12 protein-coding genes are annotated in these 13,577 nt (G+C 74.0%); 7 read left to right on the top strand and 5 right to left on the bottom strand.

Going from position 1 to position 13,577, the window contains the following annotated elements; translation table 11 throughout:
• Positions 1 to 91: 91 nt before the first annotated feature.
• A complete protein-coding gene (locus ACIBNE_RS28680) occupies positions 92 to 1,675 on the top strand; it encodes a TROVE domain-containing protein (protein ID WP_399277153.1) in 1,584 nt (527 codons plus the stop codon).
• A 180-nt stretch (positions 1,676 to 1,855) separates the two neighbouring features.
• On the opposite strand, the gene ACIBNE_RS28675 is transcribed toward ACIBNE_RS28680, so the two are convergent.
• Positions 1,856 to 3,109: a TerD family protein gene (locus ACIBNE_RS28675; protein WP_399276524.1), complete on the bottom strand. Its 1,254-nt coding sequence runs from the start codon at positions 3,107 to 3,109 to the stop codon at positions 1,856 to 1,858.
• An 85-nt stretch (positions 3,110 to 3,194) separates the two neighbouring features.
• Positions 3,195 to 3,434, bottom strand: a complete 240-nt coding sequence (locus tag ACIBNE_RS28670; protein ID WP_399276522.1) for a hypothetical protein — start codon at positions 3,432 to 3,434, stop codon at positions 3,195 to 3,197.
• A gap of 54 nt (positions 3,435 to 3,488) precedes the next feature.
• Here ACIBNE_RS28670 and ACIBNE_RS28665 point away from each other — a divergent pair, with 54 nt between their 5' ends.
• Positions 3,489 to 4,466 (top strand): AraC family transcriptional regulator, encoded by a 978-nt coding sequence (locus ACIBNE_RS28665; protein WP_399276520.1) that lies wholly within the window; start codon positions 3,489 to 3,491, stop codon positions 4,464 to 4,466.
• Positions 4,467 to 4,748: 282 nt separating this feature from the next.
• Here ACIBNE_RS28665 and ACIBNE_RS28660 read toward each other — a convergent pair whose 3' ends face one another.
• On the bottom strand, positions 4,749 to 5,558 hold the full coding sequence (locus ACIBNE_RS28660) for an NAD-dependent epimerase/dehydratase family protein (RefSeq protein WP_399276518.1): 810 nt from the start codon (positions 5,556 to 5,558) through the stop codon (positions 4,749 to 4,751).
• A gap of 329 nt (positions 5,559 to 5,887) precedes the next feature.
• Here ACIBNE_RS28660 and ACIBNE_RS28655 point away from each other — a divergent pair, with 329 nt between their 5' ends.
• Positions 5,888 to 6,838 carry a 5-dehydro-4-deoxyglucarate dehydratase gene (locus ACIBNE_RS28655; protein WP_399277151.1) on the top strand — a complete coding sequence of 317 codons (951 nt, stop codon included), beginning with the start codon at positions 5,888 to 5,890 and terminating at the stop codon, positions 6,836 to 6,838.
• A 5-nt stretch (positions 6,839 to 6,843) separates the two neighbouring features.
• Positions 6,844 to 7,980, top strand: a complete 1,137-nt coding sequence (locus ACIBNE_RS28650; RefSeq protein ID WP_399276517.1) for a hypothetical protein — start codon at positions 6,844 to 6,846, stop codon at positions 7,978 to 7,980.
• Here the strand turns inward: ACIBNE_RS28650 and ACIBNE_RS28645 are convergent.
• Positions 7,914 to 9,170, bottom strand: coding sequence for an MFS transporter (locus ACIBNE_RS28645; RefSeq protein ID WP_399276515.1), 1,257 nt, complete (start codon positions 9,168 to 9,170; stop codon positions 7,914 to 7,916). The two genes, ACIBNE_RS28650 and ACIBNE_RS28645, sit on opposite strands and share 67 nt — an antisense overlap.
• Before the next feature lie 151 nt (positions 9,171 to 9,321).
• Between ACIBNE_RS28645 and ACIBNE_RS28640 the strand changes: the two genes are divergently transcribed.
• Positions 9,322 to 10,680 carry a S28 family serine protease gene (locus ACIBNE_RS28640; RefSeq protein ID WP_399276513.1) on the top strand — a complete coding sequence of 453 codons (1,359 nt, stop codon included), beginning with the start codon at positions 9,322 to 9,324 and terminating at the stop codon, positions 10,678 to 10,680.
• Here the strand turns inward: ACIBNE_RS28640 and ACIBNE_RS28635 are convergent.
• Positions 10,655 to 12,106, bottom strand: a complete 1,452-nt coding sequence (locus tag ACIBNE_RS28635) for an MFS transporter (protein WP_399276511.1) — start codon at positions 12,104 to 12,106, stop codon at positions 10,655 to 10,657. The genes ACIBNE_RS28640 and ACIBNE_RS28635 overlap by 26 nt on opposite strands.
• Before the next feature lie 94 nt (positions 12,107 to 12,200).
• Here ACIBNE_RS28635 and ACIBNE_RS28630 point away from each other — a divergent pair, with 94 nt between their 5' ends.
• Together ACIBNE_RS28630 and ACIBNE_RS28625 are read left to right on the top strand one after the other, a co-directional pair.
• Complete coding sequence (locus ACIBNE_RS28630) at positions 12,201 to 12,917, top strand: TetR/AcrR family transcriptional regulator (RefSeq protein ID WP_399276509.1); 717 nt, start codon at positions 12,201 to 12,203, stop codon at positions 12,915 to 12,917.
• Between the two features lie 80 nt (positions 12,918 to 12,997).
• Positions 12,998 to 13,576 carry a GNAT family N-acetyltransferase gene (locus ACIBNE_RS28625; protein WP_399276507.1) on the top strand — a complete coding sequence of 193 codons (579 nt, stop codon included), beginning with the start codon at positions 12,998 to 13,000 and terminating at the stop codon, positions 13,574 to 13,576.
• The last annotated feature ends 1 nt before the right edge of the window (position 13,577 follow it).

The following is a 13,577-nucleotide window of genomic DNA, read 5'->3' as shown; positions in this document are numbered from 1 at the left end:
CGACAATAAGCCCGTCACCGCTTCTGATCTCGGGCACGCTCCTTTCCGTTCCCCCGTTCTTCATGAACTGATGAATTCGGGGGAATTCGCCATGGCGCGGTTCAACATCCGCAGGAACAGGGGCGCGACGGCCACCTCGCCCGTGAGGTCGACCGGCCGCACGGTCCGCACCCACCAGGGCGGCAAGGGCGCCGAGCGCGACCCGCGCTCGGAGCTGTTCCTGCTGGCGGTCGCCAACTTCGTCTCCCAGCAGGCCTTCTACGAGAACGGCGTCGTCCGCGACAGGCGCTTCGCCGCGCTCGTACGGCGGTTCGCCGTCGAGGACCCCCAGTGGACGGCCGGGCTGATCGGCTGGCTGCGCGGCGAGGCCAACCTGCGCACGGCGTCCACCGTGGCCGCCGCCGAGTACGTCAGGGCGCGCCTGGAGGCGGGCGTCACGCACGGCCCGTCGAACCGCCGGGTCGTCGACTCGGTCCTGCTGCGCGCGGACGAGCCGGGCGAACTCCTCGGCTACTGGACGCAGGCGTACGGCCGCAACGTCCCCAAGCCCGTCAAGCGCGGCGTCGCCGACGCGGTGCGGCGGCTGTACGGCGGCCGGTCCCTGCTGAAGTACGACACCGCGTCCAAGGGCTACCGCTTCGGCGACGTGCTCAACGTGGTGCACGCCTCGCCCGACCCCGACAAGCCGTGGCAGGGCGAGCTGTTCCAGTATGCGCTGGACCGCCGCCACCACCCCGAGACGGCCGTCGCGCCCGCCTCGATCCGCGTCCTCACCGCCCACCGGGCGCTGATGGAGCTGCCGGTCGCCGAGCGGCGCGCCGCGGCCACGGGTCCCGGCGGCGCCGAGCGCCTGGCCGCGGCCGGGATGACCTGGGAGGCGCTGGCGGGCTGGCTCCAGGGCCCGATGGACGCGGCCGCCTGGGAGGCGGTCATCCCGTCCATGGGCGTCATGGCGCTCCTGCGCAACCTGCGCAACTTCGACCAGGCCGGCGTGAGCGACGAGGTCGCCGAGCGGGTCGCCGCGAAGATCGCGGACCCCGAAGCGGTCGCCGCCTCGCGGCAGTTCCCCTTCCGGTACCTCGCCGCGTACCAGCACGCGCCCTCGCTGCGCTGGTCGTACGCGCTGGAGCGGGCGCTCGGGCACTCGCTGGCGAACGTGCCCGTGCTGCCCGGCCGCACCCTCGTCCTGGTCGACCGCTCCGGCTCGATGTGGGTGCCGCTCTCGGACCGCTCCAAGCTCAACAGGGCGGACGCCGCGGCGATCTTCGGCACGGCGCTGGCGATGCGGGCCGAGAAGGCGGACCTGGTGCAGTTCGGCACGACGAGCGCGCCGGTCAAGCACCGCGCGGGCGAGTCGGTGCTGAAGGTCCTGGGGCGCTTCGGCGACCTCGGCGGCACCGACACCACGGAGGCGGTGCGGCGCCACTACAAGGACCACGACCGGGTGCTGATCGTGACCGACGAGCAGGCGGCGTACCACTACGCGGGCGACCCGACCGAGCAGGTCCCGGACGACGTCCCGGTCTACACCTGGAACCTGGCGGGCTACCGCACGGGCCACGCCCCGTCGGGCACCGCCAACCGCCACACCTTCGGCGGCCTCACCGACGCGGCGTTCCGCATGGTGCCGCTGCTGGAGCGGGGGCGGTCGGCCGACTGGCCGTGGCTGTCCTGAGCCACCCCGGCAGGGGAGGAGGCACGGCGGCGGACGCGGAGGGACGGGGGTCCACCGCGCCCGCCGCCGTGCGAAACGGCCCTCTCCCCGCGCGACCGCGCGGGGAGAGGGCCGTTTTCGTACGTCACGCCGTGCGTGTCACGTCTTGCGCGTCACGCCGTGCGTGTCACGTCTTGAGGGTCACAGCGCCCGCGCCGCGTCCTTCACCATGCCGCGCACCGTGCGGGACTTCGCGAACTCGCCCATCGCCGTCATCTCCCACTCGCCGGAGAACTGGCGGATCAGCTTCGCCATCATCACGCCCGTCTGCGGCTCCGCGTTCGTGAGGTCGAAGCGGACCAGCTCCTCGCCGCTCGCCGCGTCGAGCAGACGGCAGTACGCCTTGGCCACGTCCGTGAACTTCTGGCCCGAGAAGGAGTTCACCGTGAAGACCAGGCCCGTCACCTCCGCCGGCAGGCGGCCGAGGTCGACCGCGATGACCTCGTCGTCGCCCGCGCCGTCGCCCGTGAGGTTGTCGCCCGAGTGCTTGATCGCGCCGTTCAGGATCACCAGGTTGCCGAAGTAGCAGTTGTCGATGTGGTTGCGGCTCGGGCCGAAGGCCATCACCGACGCGTCGAGGTCGATGTCCTTGCCGCGGAACGCGGGCTCCCAGCCGAGGCCCATCTTGACCTGGGAGAGCAGCGGGCGGCCGCCCTTGACCAGGGAGACGGTCTGGTTCTTCTGGAGGTTGACGCGGCCCTTGTCCAGGTTGATCTTGCCCGTGCCGGGCGCGGGCGCCTGGGGCGCGGCCGGGGCCGACGGCGGGTTCGCCATCGCCGCGCGCGGGTCCCAGGACGGGGGCGAGGCGGGCGGGGCCGCGGGCGGGGCCGGAGGCACCGGGGCCGCGGGCGCCGCCGGGGCGGGCTGCGGGGCCGGGGGCGCGGCCTGCGGCTCCTCCGCCACCGACACGCCGAAGTCCGTCGCGATGCCCGCCAGGCCGTTGCTGTACCCCTGGCCCACCGCGCGCGCCTTCCACGCTCCGTTCCGCCGGTAGACCTCGATGACCACCAGCGCGGTCTCGGCCCCCAGCTGGGGCGGGGTGAACGTGGCGAGCGGGGTGCCGTCGTCCGCGTTGCGGACCGTGGCCGTGGGCTCCACGCCCTGGAACGTCTGGCCCGCCGCGTCGGGGCTCGCCGTCACGACGATCTTCTCGATGTCGGCCGGGACGGCCGCCGTGTCCACGGAGATCGCGTCCGGGGCCGCGCCGCCGCCGGAGCGGTAGCTCACACCGGGGCCCTGGGGCTGGTTGTAGAAGATGAAGTCGTCGTCGGAGCGCACCTTGCCGTCGGCGGTGAGCAGCAGGCCCGATACGTCGAGCCGCACGGGAGCGGCGACGTCCACCGTCACGCGGGCGGCGGAGAGAGGGATGTTCGAGCCGGGGGTCATAGCTGTCATGCAAGGAGTAACGAACGACTCCGCTTTACCGTTCCCTTACCCTCGGCCCGGCCCGTTTCCTTAACCCCGGGCCCGGCCCGTTCCGCTACCCGCGGCCCGCCCCGCCCCGGGCATTGCGCGGGTGATTGCGCGCCTGCCGTTCGTTGCCGAACTTGTACGCCCCCGTCCAGCGCGCCATCACCAGCTGGGCGTCCCCCGACTCCACCTCGGCCACGAACCGGGCGGCACGGTCGCCGCGCAGCGTGCCGGCGGCCCGCCCCCTGTGCGTGATCAGGACGGTACCGTCGCCGCGCTGTTCGTAACTGAATCCGTAAGGTCTTGGCATGCGGCACATAATCCCCGCCGCCCGCCCGTCCGGCACCCGAATATCCTGCTCGCTGTGGGTGGAGGATTCTTCGAATTCAGCACGGCGGACGTGGACGAGGCCCGGGAGGAACTGGGGGACAAGTTCTACGCGAACTTCATGGACCTCGTCGACCGCGACCGGCCGCTGCGCGCGCACTACCGGACGGTCCGGCTCGGCCCGCTGACCGTCGGGGACCTGAACTGCGGGGCCGACGTGCGGATGCGCTTCGGGGAGCTGGGCGCCTACCACGTGAACCTCGCCAGGACGGGGCGCCTGGACTGGCGCCAGGGCAGCTCGCCCACGCAGGTCGTCACGGGCATGACCGCCGGGATACTCGACCCGTCGGGCGTGACGACGGTGGACCGGTGGACGGGCGAGTGCGACCTGCTCGCCGTCAAGATCGAGGCGGCGGCGCTGCGGGAGCACCTGGAGCGGCTGCTGGGCCGCGCGCCGAAGGCCGGGCTGGTCTTCGACCGGCAGTTCGACGTCTCCCGGGGCGCGGGCCTCGGCTGGGTCAGGCTGGTGCGGCGGATCGCGTCCGAGGCCGCCGAGCCCGACAGCCTGGCCTGCCACCCGCTGGTCGCCGCGCCCCTCCAGGAGGCGGTGCTGAACGGGCTGCTGCTCGCGGCCGGGCACGCCTACCGCGAGGACCTGGAGCAGCAGGGCACCGGGCTGCGCCCCGGGCCCGTCAAGCGCGTGATGGACGCGGTCCAGGAGCGCCCCGAGCACCCCTTCACGACGAGCGAGCTGGCGGAGATAGGGCGGGTGAGCGCGCGCCGGCTCCAGGAGTCGTTCCGGCAGTACGTCGGAATGTCCCCGATGGCGTACGTGCGGGACGTGCGCCTGGCCCGGGTGCACGAGGAGCTGCGGGCCGGTGACCCGGGCACGGTCAGCGTCGGCGACGCGGCCTGGCGCTGGGGGTTCACGCACCTGGGGCGGTTCGCGGGGCGCTACCGGGAGCGGTTCGGCGAGACCCCGACGCAGACCCTGCGATCGGCCCGGGGGGCCTGAGGCGGGAGGAGCGCGGCGGTCCTCCCGGGGGCCGTGCGGCGGCTCGCCCGGGGCGTGCGGCGGACGTCCGCGCAGGCCGCCGCGTTTTGTGGACAGCGGCCGCGCGCAGCGGATCGAGGTCTCCGCGGAGCGCTGCCTACAGTGCTCACGGCACGGGCGGCCGGTTCTCTGAGTACGTCGGTGTGACTCAGGGGTCCCCTCCCCATCCGTGCCGCAGGACCCGGTCGCTATCCCCGCAACGTAACGACCGGGTCCTCTCGTGCGCGGCCCGGCCCGGCCCCGTCAGTAGGGCCACATCGGCGGGTCGGTGCAGAAGGCGCCGCCGAGGTTCGCCTGGCCCGGGTCGTCCGGGTCGAGTTCCCCCTGGGCCTCGACGAGCTTCCGCGCGTACTGCTCCGAGTCGTCCTGCGGGTCGAAGCCGATGGCCCGCGCCGTCGAGAGGTCCCACCACAGCCGGGTGTTGGCGGACGAGCCGTAGACGACGGTGTGCCCGACGGAATCGGCGGTCAGCGCCGCGTGGAACAGCCGCGCGCCGTCCCCGGGGCTCAGCCAGATCGACAGCATCCGCACCGAGCTGGGCTCCATGTAGCAGGAGCCGATCCGCACCGAGACGGTCTCGATGCCGTGCAGGTCCCAGTAGAGCTGGGCCAGGTCCTCGCCGAAGCACTTGGACAGGCCGTAGAAGGTGTCCGGCCTGCGCGGGGTGTCGATCGGGACGGCGCCCGAGCCGTCGGCGGGGCGCGGGGTGAAGCCGACGGTGTGGTTGGACGAGGCGAAGACGATCCGCCCGACGCCCTCCTCGCGGGCCGCCTCGTAGAGGTTGTACGTCCCCTCGACGTTGGCGCGCAGCACCTTGTCGAACGACGCCTCCAGCGAGATCCCCGCGAGGTGCACGACCGCGTCCACGCCCCGTACGGCCGCGCGCAGCGCCTCCTTGTCGCCGAGGTCGGCGGTGACGGCGTCCGGTTCGCCCTCGATCGGGGTCACGTCGAAGAGCCGCAGCTCGTAGCCGTACGCGGGAAGCAGGCCCCGCATCAGGGTGCCCAGTCCGCCGGCGGCGCCGGTGAGCAGGACGGTGCGGGGTGCGGGCATGGCGGGACTCCTCGGTCGGATCGGGGCGGGTCGGGGCGGGGCGGGGCGGGGCTAGGCGGGTCGGTCGGGACACGTACGCGGACACGGTTCAGATGACTGGCCAAGCTAGGAAGGGGCGGCGATCGCCGTCAAGTCTCGCGCGGAGCGCGGGAATCCGCCCCGGGAACGCGGTTTCCCGTCTTGACCGGCGGTCGGCCGCTGCCCTAGCGTGACGGCGTTCACGAATATAAACAGCGATCAGACTTGTGTACACACAGGGAGCGTCCGTGACTTCAGCGAGCCCAGCCCCGCACACTGCCCCCGTCCCCGCCGCGCCCGCCGCGTCATCCGTGTCCTGCGCCGCACCGCTCGCCGCGCGCCTCACGGCCGTCAGCGGCCCGCTGTTCTTCCCCGTCACCCCCTACGGCCCGGACGGCGAGGTCGCCGTCGACGTCCTGCGCACCCACGTCGCCGCCGGGGTCGAAGCGGGCGCCGCCGCCGTCTTCGTCTGCTGCGGCACGGGCGAGTTCCACGCCCTGGCCCCCGAGGAGTTCGCTGACTGCGTCCGGGCCGCCGTCGAGGCGGCCGCGGGCCGGGTGCCGGTGGTCGCCGGGACCGGATACGGCACGGCGCTCGCGATCCGCTACGCGCGGCTCGCCGAGGAGGCGGGCGCCGACGGACTGCTCGCCCTGCCCCCGTACCTCGTCGTCGCCGGCCAGGAGGGGCTGCTGCGCCACTACACCGCGCTGGCCGCCGCCACCTCGCTCGACGTCGTCGTCTACCAGCGCGACAACGCCGTGTTCACGCCGGAGACCGTCGCCGCGCTCGCCGCCACGGACGGGATCGTCGGCCTCAAGGACGGGTACGGCGACCTGGAGCTGATGCAGCGCACCGTCAGCGCGGTGCGCACCCGCGAGGGCGCCGGGGCGGGCGGGGACTTCCTCTTCTTCAACGGGCTGCCCACGGCCGAACTCACCGGCCCCGCCTACCTGGGCGTCGGCGTCGGCCTCTACTCCTCCGCCGTCTTCTGCTTCGCCCCCGAGATCGCCGTCGCCTTCCACCGCGCGCTGACCGACGGCGACCGCGCCACCGTGGACCGGCTGATCGACGGCTTCTACCGGCCGCTGGTCGAACTGCGCTCCCAGGGCAAGGGGTACGCCGTCTCGCTGGTCAAGGCCGGGGTGCGGATGCGGGGCCTGGACGTCGGCGGGGTGCGCCCGCCGCTCGCCGAGCCCGCGCCCGAGCACGTGAAGCTGCTCGCCGGGCTGATCGAGCGCGGCCGCGCGCTGCTGGCCGGGTGAGGGCCGTGCGCGCCTCCGCCTTCCTCTACCCCTGGGACGTCATCGGGGACCCGGACGCCCCGGCCCGCGTCGCCGACCTCGGCGTCCAGCAGGTCACGCTGGCCTCCGCGTACCACTCCACCCGGGCGCTCACCCCGCGCCACCCGCGCCACCGCGTGGTGAGCGCCGAGCACGCCGCCGTGTACTACGCGCCGGACGAGCGCCGCTGGGCCGGGCGCACCCTGCGGCCGTACCCGGCGGGCCCGTGGGCGCCGGGCGAGGCGTACGCGCGGGCGGCCGACGCGCTCGCCGCCGCCGGGCTCGACGTGCACAGCTGGGTCGTCCTCGCGCACAACTCCCGCCTCGGCGCCGAGCACCCGGACACCTCCGTGGTGAACGCCTACGGCGACCGCTACCCCTGGGCGCCCTGCGTCGCCCGGCCCGACGTCCGCGAACTGCTGGTCGACCTGGCGGCCGAGGCGGCGGCGCGGCCCGGCGCGGGCGGCACCGAGCTGGAGTCCTGCGGGTGGTACGGCTTCGCGCACCTGCACGCCCACGACAAGACCGGCGGGGTCGCGCTCGGGGACCGCGCGCAGTACTTGATGTCGCTCTGCTTCTGCCCCCACTGCCGGGCGGGGTACGCGGAGCGCGGCCTCGACCCGCGGGAGCTGGCCGCGTCCGTGCGGGCCGCGCTCGCGCCCGTGTGGCGCGGCGGCGGGGGCGAGCCGGGCGAACTGCCGGACGCCGGGGCCGTCCTGGACTTCCGTACGGGCGTGGCGCGCGGCCTCCAGGAGGCGGCCGTCGCCGCCGTGCGCGCCGCCGCGCCCGCGGGCTTCCGGGTGCTGCTGCACGCGGACCCGGTGGCGCACCGCTGCGGGGCGAACACCGGGGTCGACCCGGAGCACGTGATGGGCGTGGCGGACGGGGTCGTCGTGCCGTGCACGGGAGGGGCCGACGCGCTGAAGGCGTTCGCGCCGTACCCGGGCGTGCGGGCCGCGAACCTCACCGTGGTCGGCGGCATGGGCGGCAGCCCCGGGACCCTGGAGCGGGACGCGGCGCGGGCGGTGGAACTGGGCGCCACCGAACTGCGGCTGTATCACGCCGGGCTGGCGTCCGACCCGGACCTCGCCGCGGTCGCGTCCGCGCTCGGCCGGCTTTCCTGAAGCGGCGGTGCGGTGCGGTGCGCGGCGGCGAGCGCCAGCGCCACGGCGACGGCCGCGCCGCCGATCGCCAGCAGGGCCGGGACCACGTCCAGCACCGCGACCAGCCCGGCACCCGCGGCGAGCGCCACCGCGTTGGGCACGAAGACCAGGGTGTTCGCGGTCGCGGCGGTACGGCCCAGGTACGCGCCGGGCGTCTCGCGCTGCACCGCCGTGAGCGCGGCGATCAGCACGCACGGCAGGCCGGCGCCCGCCAGGACGGACGCGGTCAGCGCCACCGCGTCCGACGGCACCGCGCGCAGCAGCACCGAGGCGCCGAAGAGCGCGATGCCCGCCGCCGCGAAGCCCCGCTCCGACAGGCGCCGCATCAGGGGCCCCGCGAGCAGCCCGACCACGACGGTGCCCGCGCCCTGCGCGGTGTACAGCACGCCCACGAAGGCGGGGGAGCGGCCGAGCACCTCGTCGATCACCGCGTACCAGAGCGAGCTCGCCAGTCCGGCCAGCAGCATCATCGCGGCGCCCGCGAGGACCAGGGGGCGCAGCACGGGCGAGGTGTTCAGGAAGCGGGCGCCTTCGGCGAGGTCGCGGCGCCAGTCGCCGACGGGCTCGGGGCGGGGCTCCTCGACCCGCATCGCCGCGTAGAGCGCGGCGGCCAGTGCGCAGGTGACGGCGTCGATCAGGACGACGGGCGCGGCGCCGTAGCGGGCGTAGAGCCCGGCGGCGGCGAGCGGGGCGAGCAGCTTCATCGACTCGTTGGCCGTCATGCGCAGGCCGTTGAAGTCCCCGACGAGCTCCTCGTCGACGGCGGCGGGGACGAGGGCGGCCTCGGCGGCGTCGTGGACGACGCCGCTCGCGCCGTAGAACAGCAGCAGGACGAAGACCAGCCAGACGCGGTCCTCGCCGTCGACGAGCAGCAGCAGCGGCAGCAGGGCCGCCGTCGTGAGGGAGAGGGCCACCAGGAGGGGCTTGCGCCGCACCCGGTCCGCGATCCCGCCGAGGACAGGGCCGACGAGGGTCGGCGCCCACATCGCGAAGGCGGTGAGCGCGGCGAGGCCGTTGGAGCCGGTGAGCGACTTGACCCAGATGCCCGCGGTGAGCCAGAGCGCGGTGGTGCCGAAGCCGGAGACGAGGACGCCCAGGAGGTAGAGGGCTGCGTTGCGGTCGCGGAGGACCCTTTTCGGTACCCAGTTCATGGCGCTCAGCGTGCGGACTGAGGCGGGGGCGCGGCATGGGGCGGATGCCTAATACACGAATCGGGGCGCCTCAGACGATCACAAAGGGCCGAAAACCGCGTAGCATCCCGCGCAACGTGCTCACACCTTCCGCACCGAGGAGAAACACATCGTGCGCAACAAGGGGATATCCGCGCTGGTTTGTGCGGGACTGATGTCCGGTACCGCGGTCCTGGCCGGAATCAGCCCCGCGGCGGCCGCCGCTCCGACGGCCCAGGCCGCCGCCGCGGCTCCCGTCGTGGAGGACGTCAGGGCGCAGCTGGAGAAGATCCCGGGCATGACGGTCGTCTCCGTCACGCAGAAGGAGGGCTACCCCTTCTACAACCTGACGTTCGCCCAGCCCGTCGACCACAAGCGCCCGTGGAAGGGCACCTTCACCCAGCGCCTCACCCTCTGGCACAAGGCGGCCGACAAGCCGACCGTGCGCTACACCGGCGGCTACACCCTCGCGTCGGGCACCACCCAGATCACCCGGCTCCTCGACGCCAACCAGGTCTCCATCGAGCACCGCTACTTCGCCGAGTCCCGGCCCAAGGGCGCCGCGGGCGACGACTGGTCGAAGATGACCGTCTGGCAGGAGGCGAGCGACGAGAACCGCATCGTCAAGGCGCTGCGCACGATCGAGAAGGGCAAGTGGATCGGGACCGGCGCCAGCAAGGGCGGCATGACCACCGCCTACCTGGAGCGCCACTACCCCGACGCGCTGGACGCGGTCGTCGCCTTCGTGGCGCCCAACGACGCCAACAACCGGGACGACTCGACGTACGAGCGGTTCTTCAAGACCGTCGGGACCAAGGAGTGCCGCGACGCGCTCAACGCCGTGCAGCGCGAGATGCTGGTGCGCCGCGCTGCGCTGCTGCCGAAGTTCGAGGCCGACGCGGTCAAGAACGGCGACACCTTCGAGGAGACCCTCGGCACCACCGACCGCGCCTACGAGTTCGCGGTCCTGGACCAGGTGTGGAACTTCTGGCAGTCGGGCACCGCGGCCGACTGCCCGACGGTCCCCGACGCCAAGAAGGTCTCCGACGACGAGCTCTACGAGTGGTCCAAGGGGCACGGCTTCTCCGTCTACCAGGACGAGACCCTGGGGACGAACGGCACCGGGCCCTACTACCGGCAGGCCGCGACCCAGCTCGGCTGGGCGGACCTGAAGTTCAAGCACCTCAAGGGCGTCCGCCACTACCCGGACATCTACCAGCCCAACTCCGTGCTGCCCGCCGCCATGCGCGGCTCGTACAGCAACAAGGCGATCGCCGACGTGGACCGCTGGGTGAAGACCAGGGGCCAGCGGATGATGTTCGTCTACGGCCAGAACGACCCGTGGAGCGCGGAGCAGTTCACCCCGAGCCGCCACGACTCGTACAGCTACGTGGTGCCGGGCTCCAACCACGGCGCGCAGATCGCGAAGCTGCCGGAGCCGGAGCAGTCGCAGGCCGTCGCCACGATCAAGCGCTGGGCCGGCGTGAAGTAAGGACGCGCCGGGTGCGCGGGCCCTCCGCCACGGTCCGCGCACCCGGTTCCCGCAACAACAGGGCCACCGCCGCGCCCGCCACCGAGACCGCGGCCCCGAGCCAGCCCGCCGTGCGCAGGTTCGCCACGACGTCGGACGCGGGCGAGGCACCGGTGAGCCCGGCGTTGGCCACCGCGATCAGCAGCGCGAGGCCCACCGCGCCGCCGATCTGCTGGGCCGTGGCGGCGAGGCCCGACGCCACGCCCTGCTCGGCGGGCGCCGCCCCGGTGCCCGCCGCCGCGAACATCGTGACGTAGGTGAAGCCGCCGAAGAGCCCCCACACCGCGGTGCCCGGCAGCAGCGCCCAGAACGATCCGTCGAGCGTCATGCCCGCGAAGAACAGCGCCTGGCCCGCGCCCGATCCGAGCATGCCGACGGCCAGGGTCCTGCGCACGCCCCAGCGCCCGATGAGCGCGGGCGCGATCCGGCCCGCCGCGACCATGGAGAAGACGGTCAGGGGGAGGAAGGCCAGGCCCGCTTCCAGCGCGCTGTGCCCGCGCACCGGCTGGAGGTAGGTGGTGAAGAGGTAGTACCCGCCGCCGAGCGCGCTCTGGAAGGCGAGGATCACCGTCATGGAGACGGCCAGCTGCCGGCTGCCCAGGAGCCCGAGCGGGGCCAGCGGGCTGCGGCCGCGCGCCTCGGTGAGGACGAACAGGGCGAGCAGTGCGGCTCCGGCCGCGACGGCGCCCAGCGCGCGGGCCGAGGCCCAGCCCGCCTCGGGGCCGCTCACCAGACCGAAGACGACCAGCGACGAGCCCGCGGTGGCGAGCAGCGCGCCGAGCACGTCGAAGCCGCCCCGGTCGGCGTCCGGCCGCGGGTCGGCGGCCAGCAGCTTCGGCGCGGCCAGCGCGGCCAGCAGCGCGAGCGGGACGTTGACGTAGAACACCCAGGACCAGCCCCAGGCGTCGGTGAGGACGCCGCCGAGCAGCGCGCCCGCCGCGAGGCCCGAGCTGCCGGCCGTGCCCCAGACGCCGAGCGCCTTGTTGCGGGGCGCGCCCTCCTCGAAGGTGCGGAAGACCAGGGCGAGGGTCGCCGGGCTGAGCAGGGCGCCGCCGATGCCCTGGACGACGCGGGCGGCGACGAGCGGCCCGGGTCCTTCGGCGAGCCCGCCGACGAGCGAGGAGATTCCGTACAGGGTCAGGCCCGCGACGAACATCCGGCGCGCGCCGAGCCGGTCGACGGCCCGCCCGCCGAGCAGTAGGAAGCCGCCGAGGCCGACGGCGTAGGCGGAGACGACCCACTGCAACGACTGGGCGGAGAAGCCGAGTTCGCGACCGATGTCGGGCAGGGCCACGTACACGATGTTGTAGTCGAGGGCCACGATGAGCTGGGAGAACGCGAGGAGCGCGAGGGTCGGGCCGAAGACCCGTGAACTGCGTGGGGGCATGCGGGAGGACGCCTGTTCTCTCTGCCGCGCAAAAACTACACGGCGTTCAGTAAGTGTGCGGCGTACAGTATCGCAACGCTGTAGGGTGTCAACCATGGGAGCAGCAGCCGCACCGCAGCAGAGCCGCCGCGCACGTCTGAGGGCCGAGACGTCCGCCGAGATCAAGGCGGTCGCGCTCCGACTGCTGGGCGAGGGAGGGCCCGACGCGATATCGCTGCGCGCCATCGCCCGCGAGATGGGCATGACGGCGGGGGCGATCTACGGCTACTACGACAGCCGCGACACGCTGGTGACCGCGCTGATCGGCGACGTGTACGGCTCGCTGCTCACCGCGGTCGAGGCCGCGCGCGACGCGGTGCCCGCCGACGACCCGGCCGGGCGCATCGTGGCCTGGGGCCTGGCCCTGCGCGCCTGGGCGCTCGAAAACCCCGAGGGCTTCCGCCTCGTCTACGGCGATCCGGTGCCCGGCTACCGCGCCCCGGAGGACAGCCCGGCGGCCGAGGCCAACCACCGGGCCTGCGCCGGGCTCACCGGACTGGTCGCGGCGGCGTGGCCCCGGGCGGGGGAGGTGCAGCCGGGCACGGCGGAGTGGTCGGACTTCGACGACGCGCTGGTGCGGCAGGTCCAGGCGGAGTTCCCCGGGCTGCCGCCCGGGGCCGTCGCGCTGTCGCTGCGCGTCTGGGCGCGGATGCACGGGCCGGTGGCCCTTGAGGTGTACGGGCACCTCGGGCGCCAGGCGCGGGACCCGGAGGCGCTCTACCGGGCGGAGCTCGGCGATCTGGTGCGGTCCCTGGGGCTGGCGGGGGCGTAGGGCAGGGCCACCGCCGCGCGGCGGGGACCTGCGGAAATGCCGTGGCGCCCCGAAACGGCCCTCCCGTAGGGTGCGGCAGCATGAACCAGGATTCACGCCCCGCGGTACGCCCGGTACGCGCCGACGAGTGGCCCGGGGTGAAGGAGCTGCGGCTCGCGGCGCTCAAGGATCCGGCGGCCGGGATCGCCTTCCTCGAAACGTACGAGCAGGCGGTCGCGGAGCCGGATTCCTTCTGGCGGGGGCGGGCCGAGAGGGCGGCCGACGGGGCGCGGGCGCGGCAGTTCGTGGCCGAGGGCCGGGACGGGGTCTGGAGCGGCACGGTGACCGCGCTCGTCGAGGACGCGGGCAGCGGTGACGTGTTCGGCGCGACCGTGGAGCGGCGCCAGGCGCACCTCGTCGGCGTCTTCGTCCGCCCCGAACACCGGGGGACCGGCGTGGTCGACGCGCTCTTCGAAGCGGCCGTGGAGTGGGCGTGGTCGGTCGCGGACGTCGCACGGGTGCGCCTGTACGTCCACGAGGACAACGCACGGGCCGAAGGCTTCTACCGGCGGTACGGATTCGTGCGCTCCGGAGGGACCGCCCCCGTGCAGGGCGACCCTTCCAAGCTGGAGCGCGAGATGGTCCTCGACAGGCCCGGGGCGCTGTCCGGCGCCTCGTGAG

It is taken from the genome of Streptomyces sp. NPDC050504 (assembly GCF_044458065.1).
Taxonomy (GTDB): Bacteria; Actinomycetota; Actinomycetes; order Streptomycetales; family Streptomycetaceae; genus Streptomyces.
Note: the sequence above shows the minus strand (reverse complement) of the source record. Positions and strands in the feature narration are given on the sequence as shown.

Coding starts and splice junctions, on each gene's coding strand:
- ACIBNE_RS28680 (WP_399277153.1), top strand. CDS start 92: ATGGCGCGGTTCAACATCCGCAGGAACAGGGGCGCGACGGCCACCTCG.
- ACIBNE_RS28675 (WP_399276524.1), bottom strand. CDS start 3,109: ATGACAGCTATGACCCCCGGCTCGAACATCCCTCTCTCCGCCGCCCGC.
- ACIBNE_RS28670 (WP_399276522.1), bottom strand. CDS start 3,434: ATGCCAAGACCTTACGGATTCAGTTACGAACAGCGCGGCGACGGTACC.
- ACIBNE_RS28660 (WP_399276518.1), bottom strand. CDS start 5,558: ATGCCCGCACCCCGCACCGTCCTGCTCACCGGCGCCGCCGGCGGACTG.
- ACIBNE_RS28645 (WP_399276515.1), bottom strand. CDS start 9,170: ATGAACTGGGTACCGAAAAGGGTCCTCCGCGACCGCAACGCAGCCCTC.
- ACIBNE_RS28635 (WP_399276511.1), bottom strand. CDS start 12,106: ATGCCCCCACGCAGTTCACGGGTCTTCGGCCCGACCCTCGCGCTCCTC.
- ACIBNE_RS28630 (WP_399276509.1), top strand. CDS start 12,201: ATGGGAGCAGCAGCCGCACCGCAGCAGAGCCGCCGCGCACGTCTGAGG.
- ACIBNE_RS28625 (WP_399276507.1), top strand. CDS start 12,998: ATGAACCAGGATTCACGCCCCGCGGTACGCCCGGTACGCGCCGACGAG.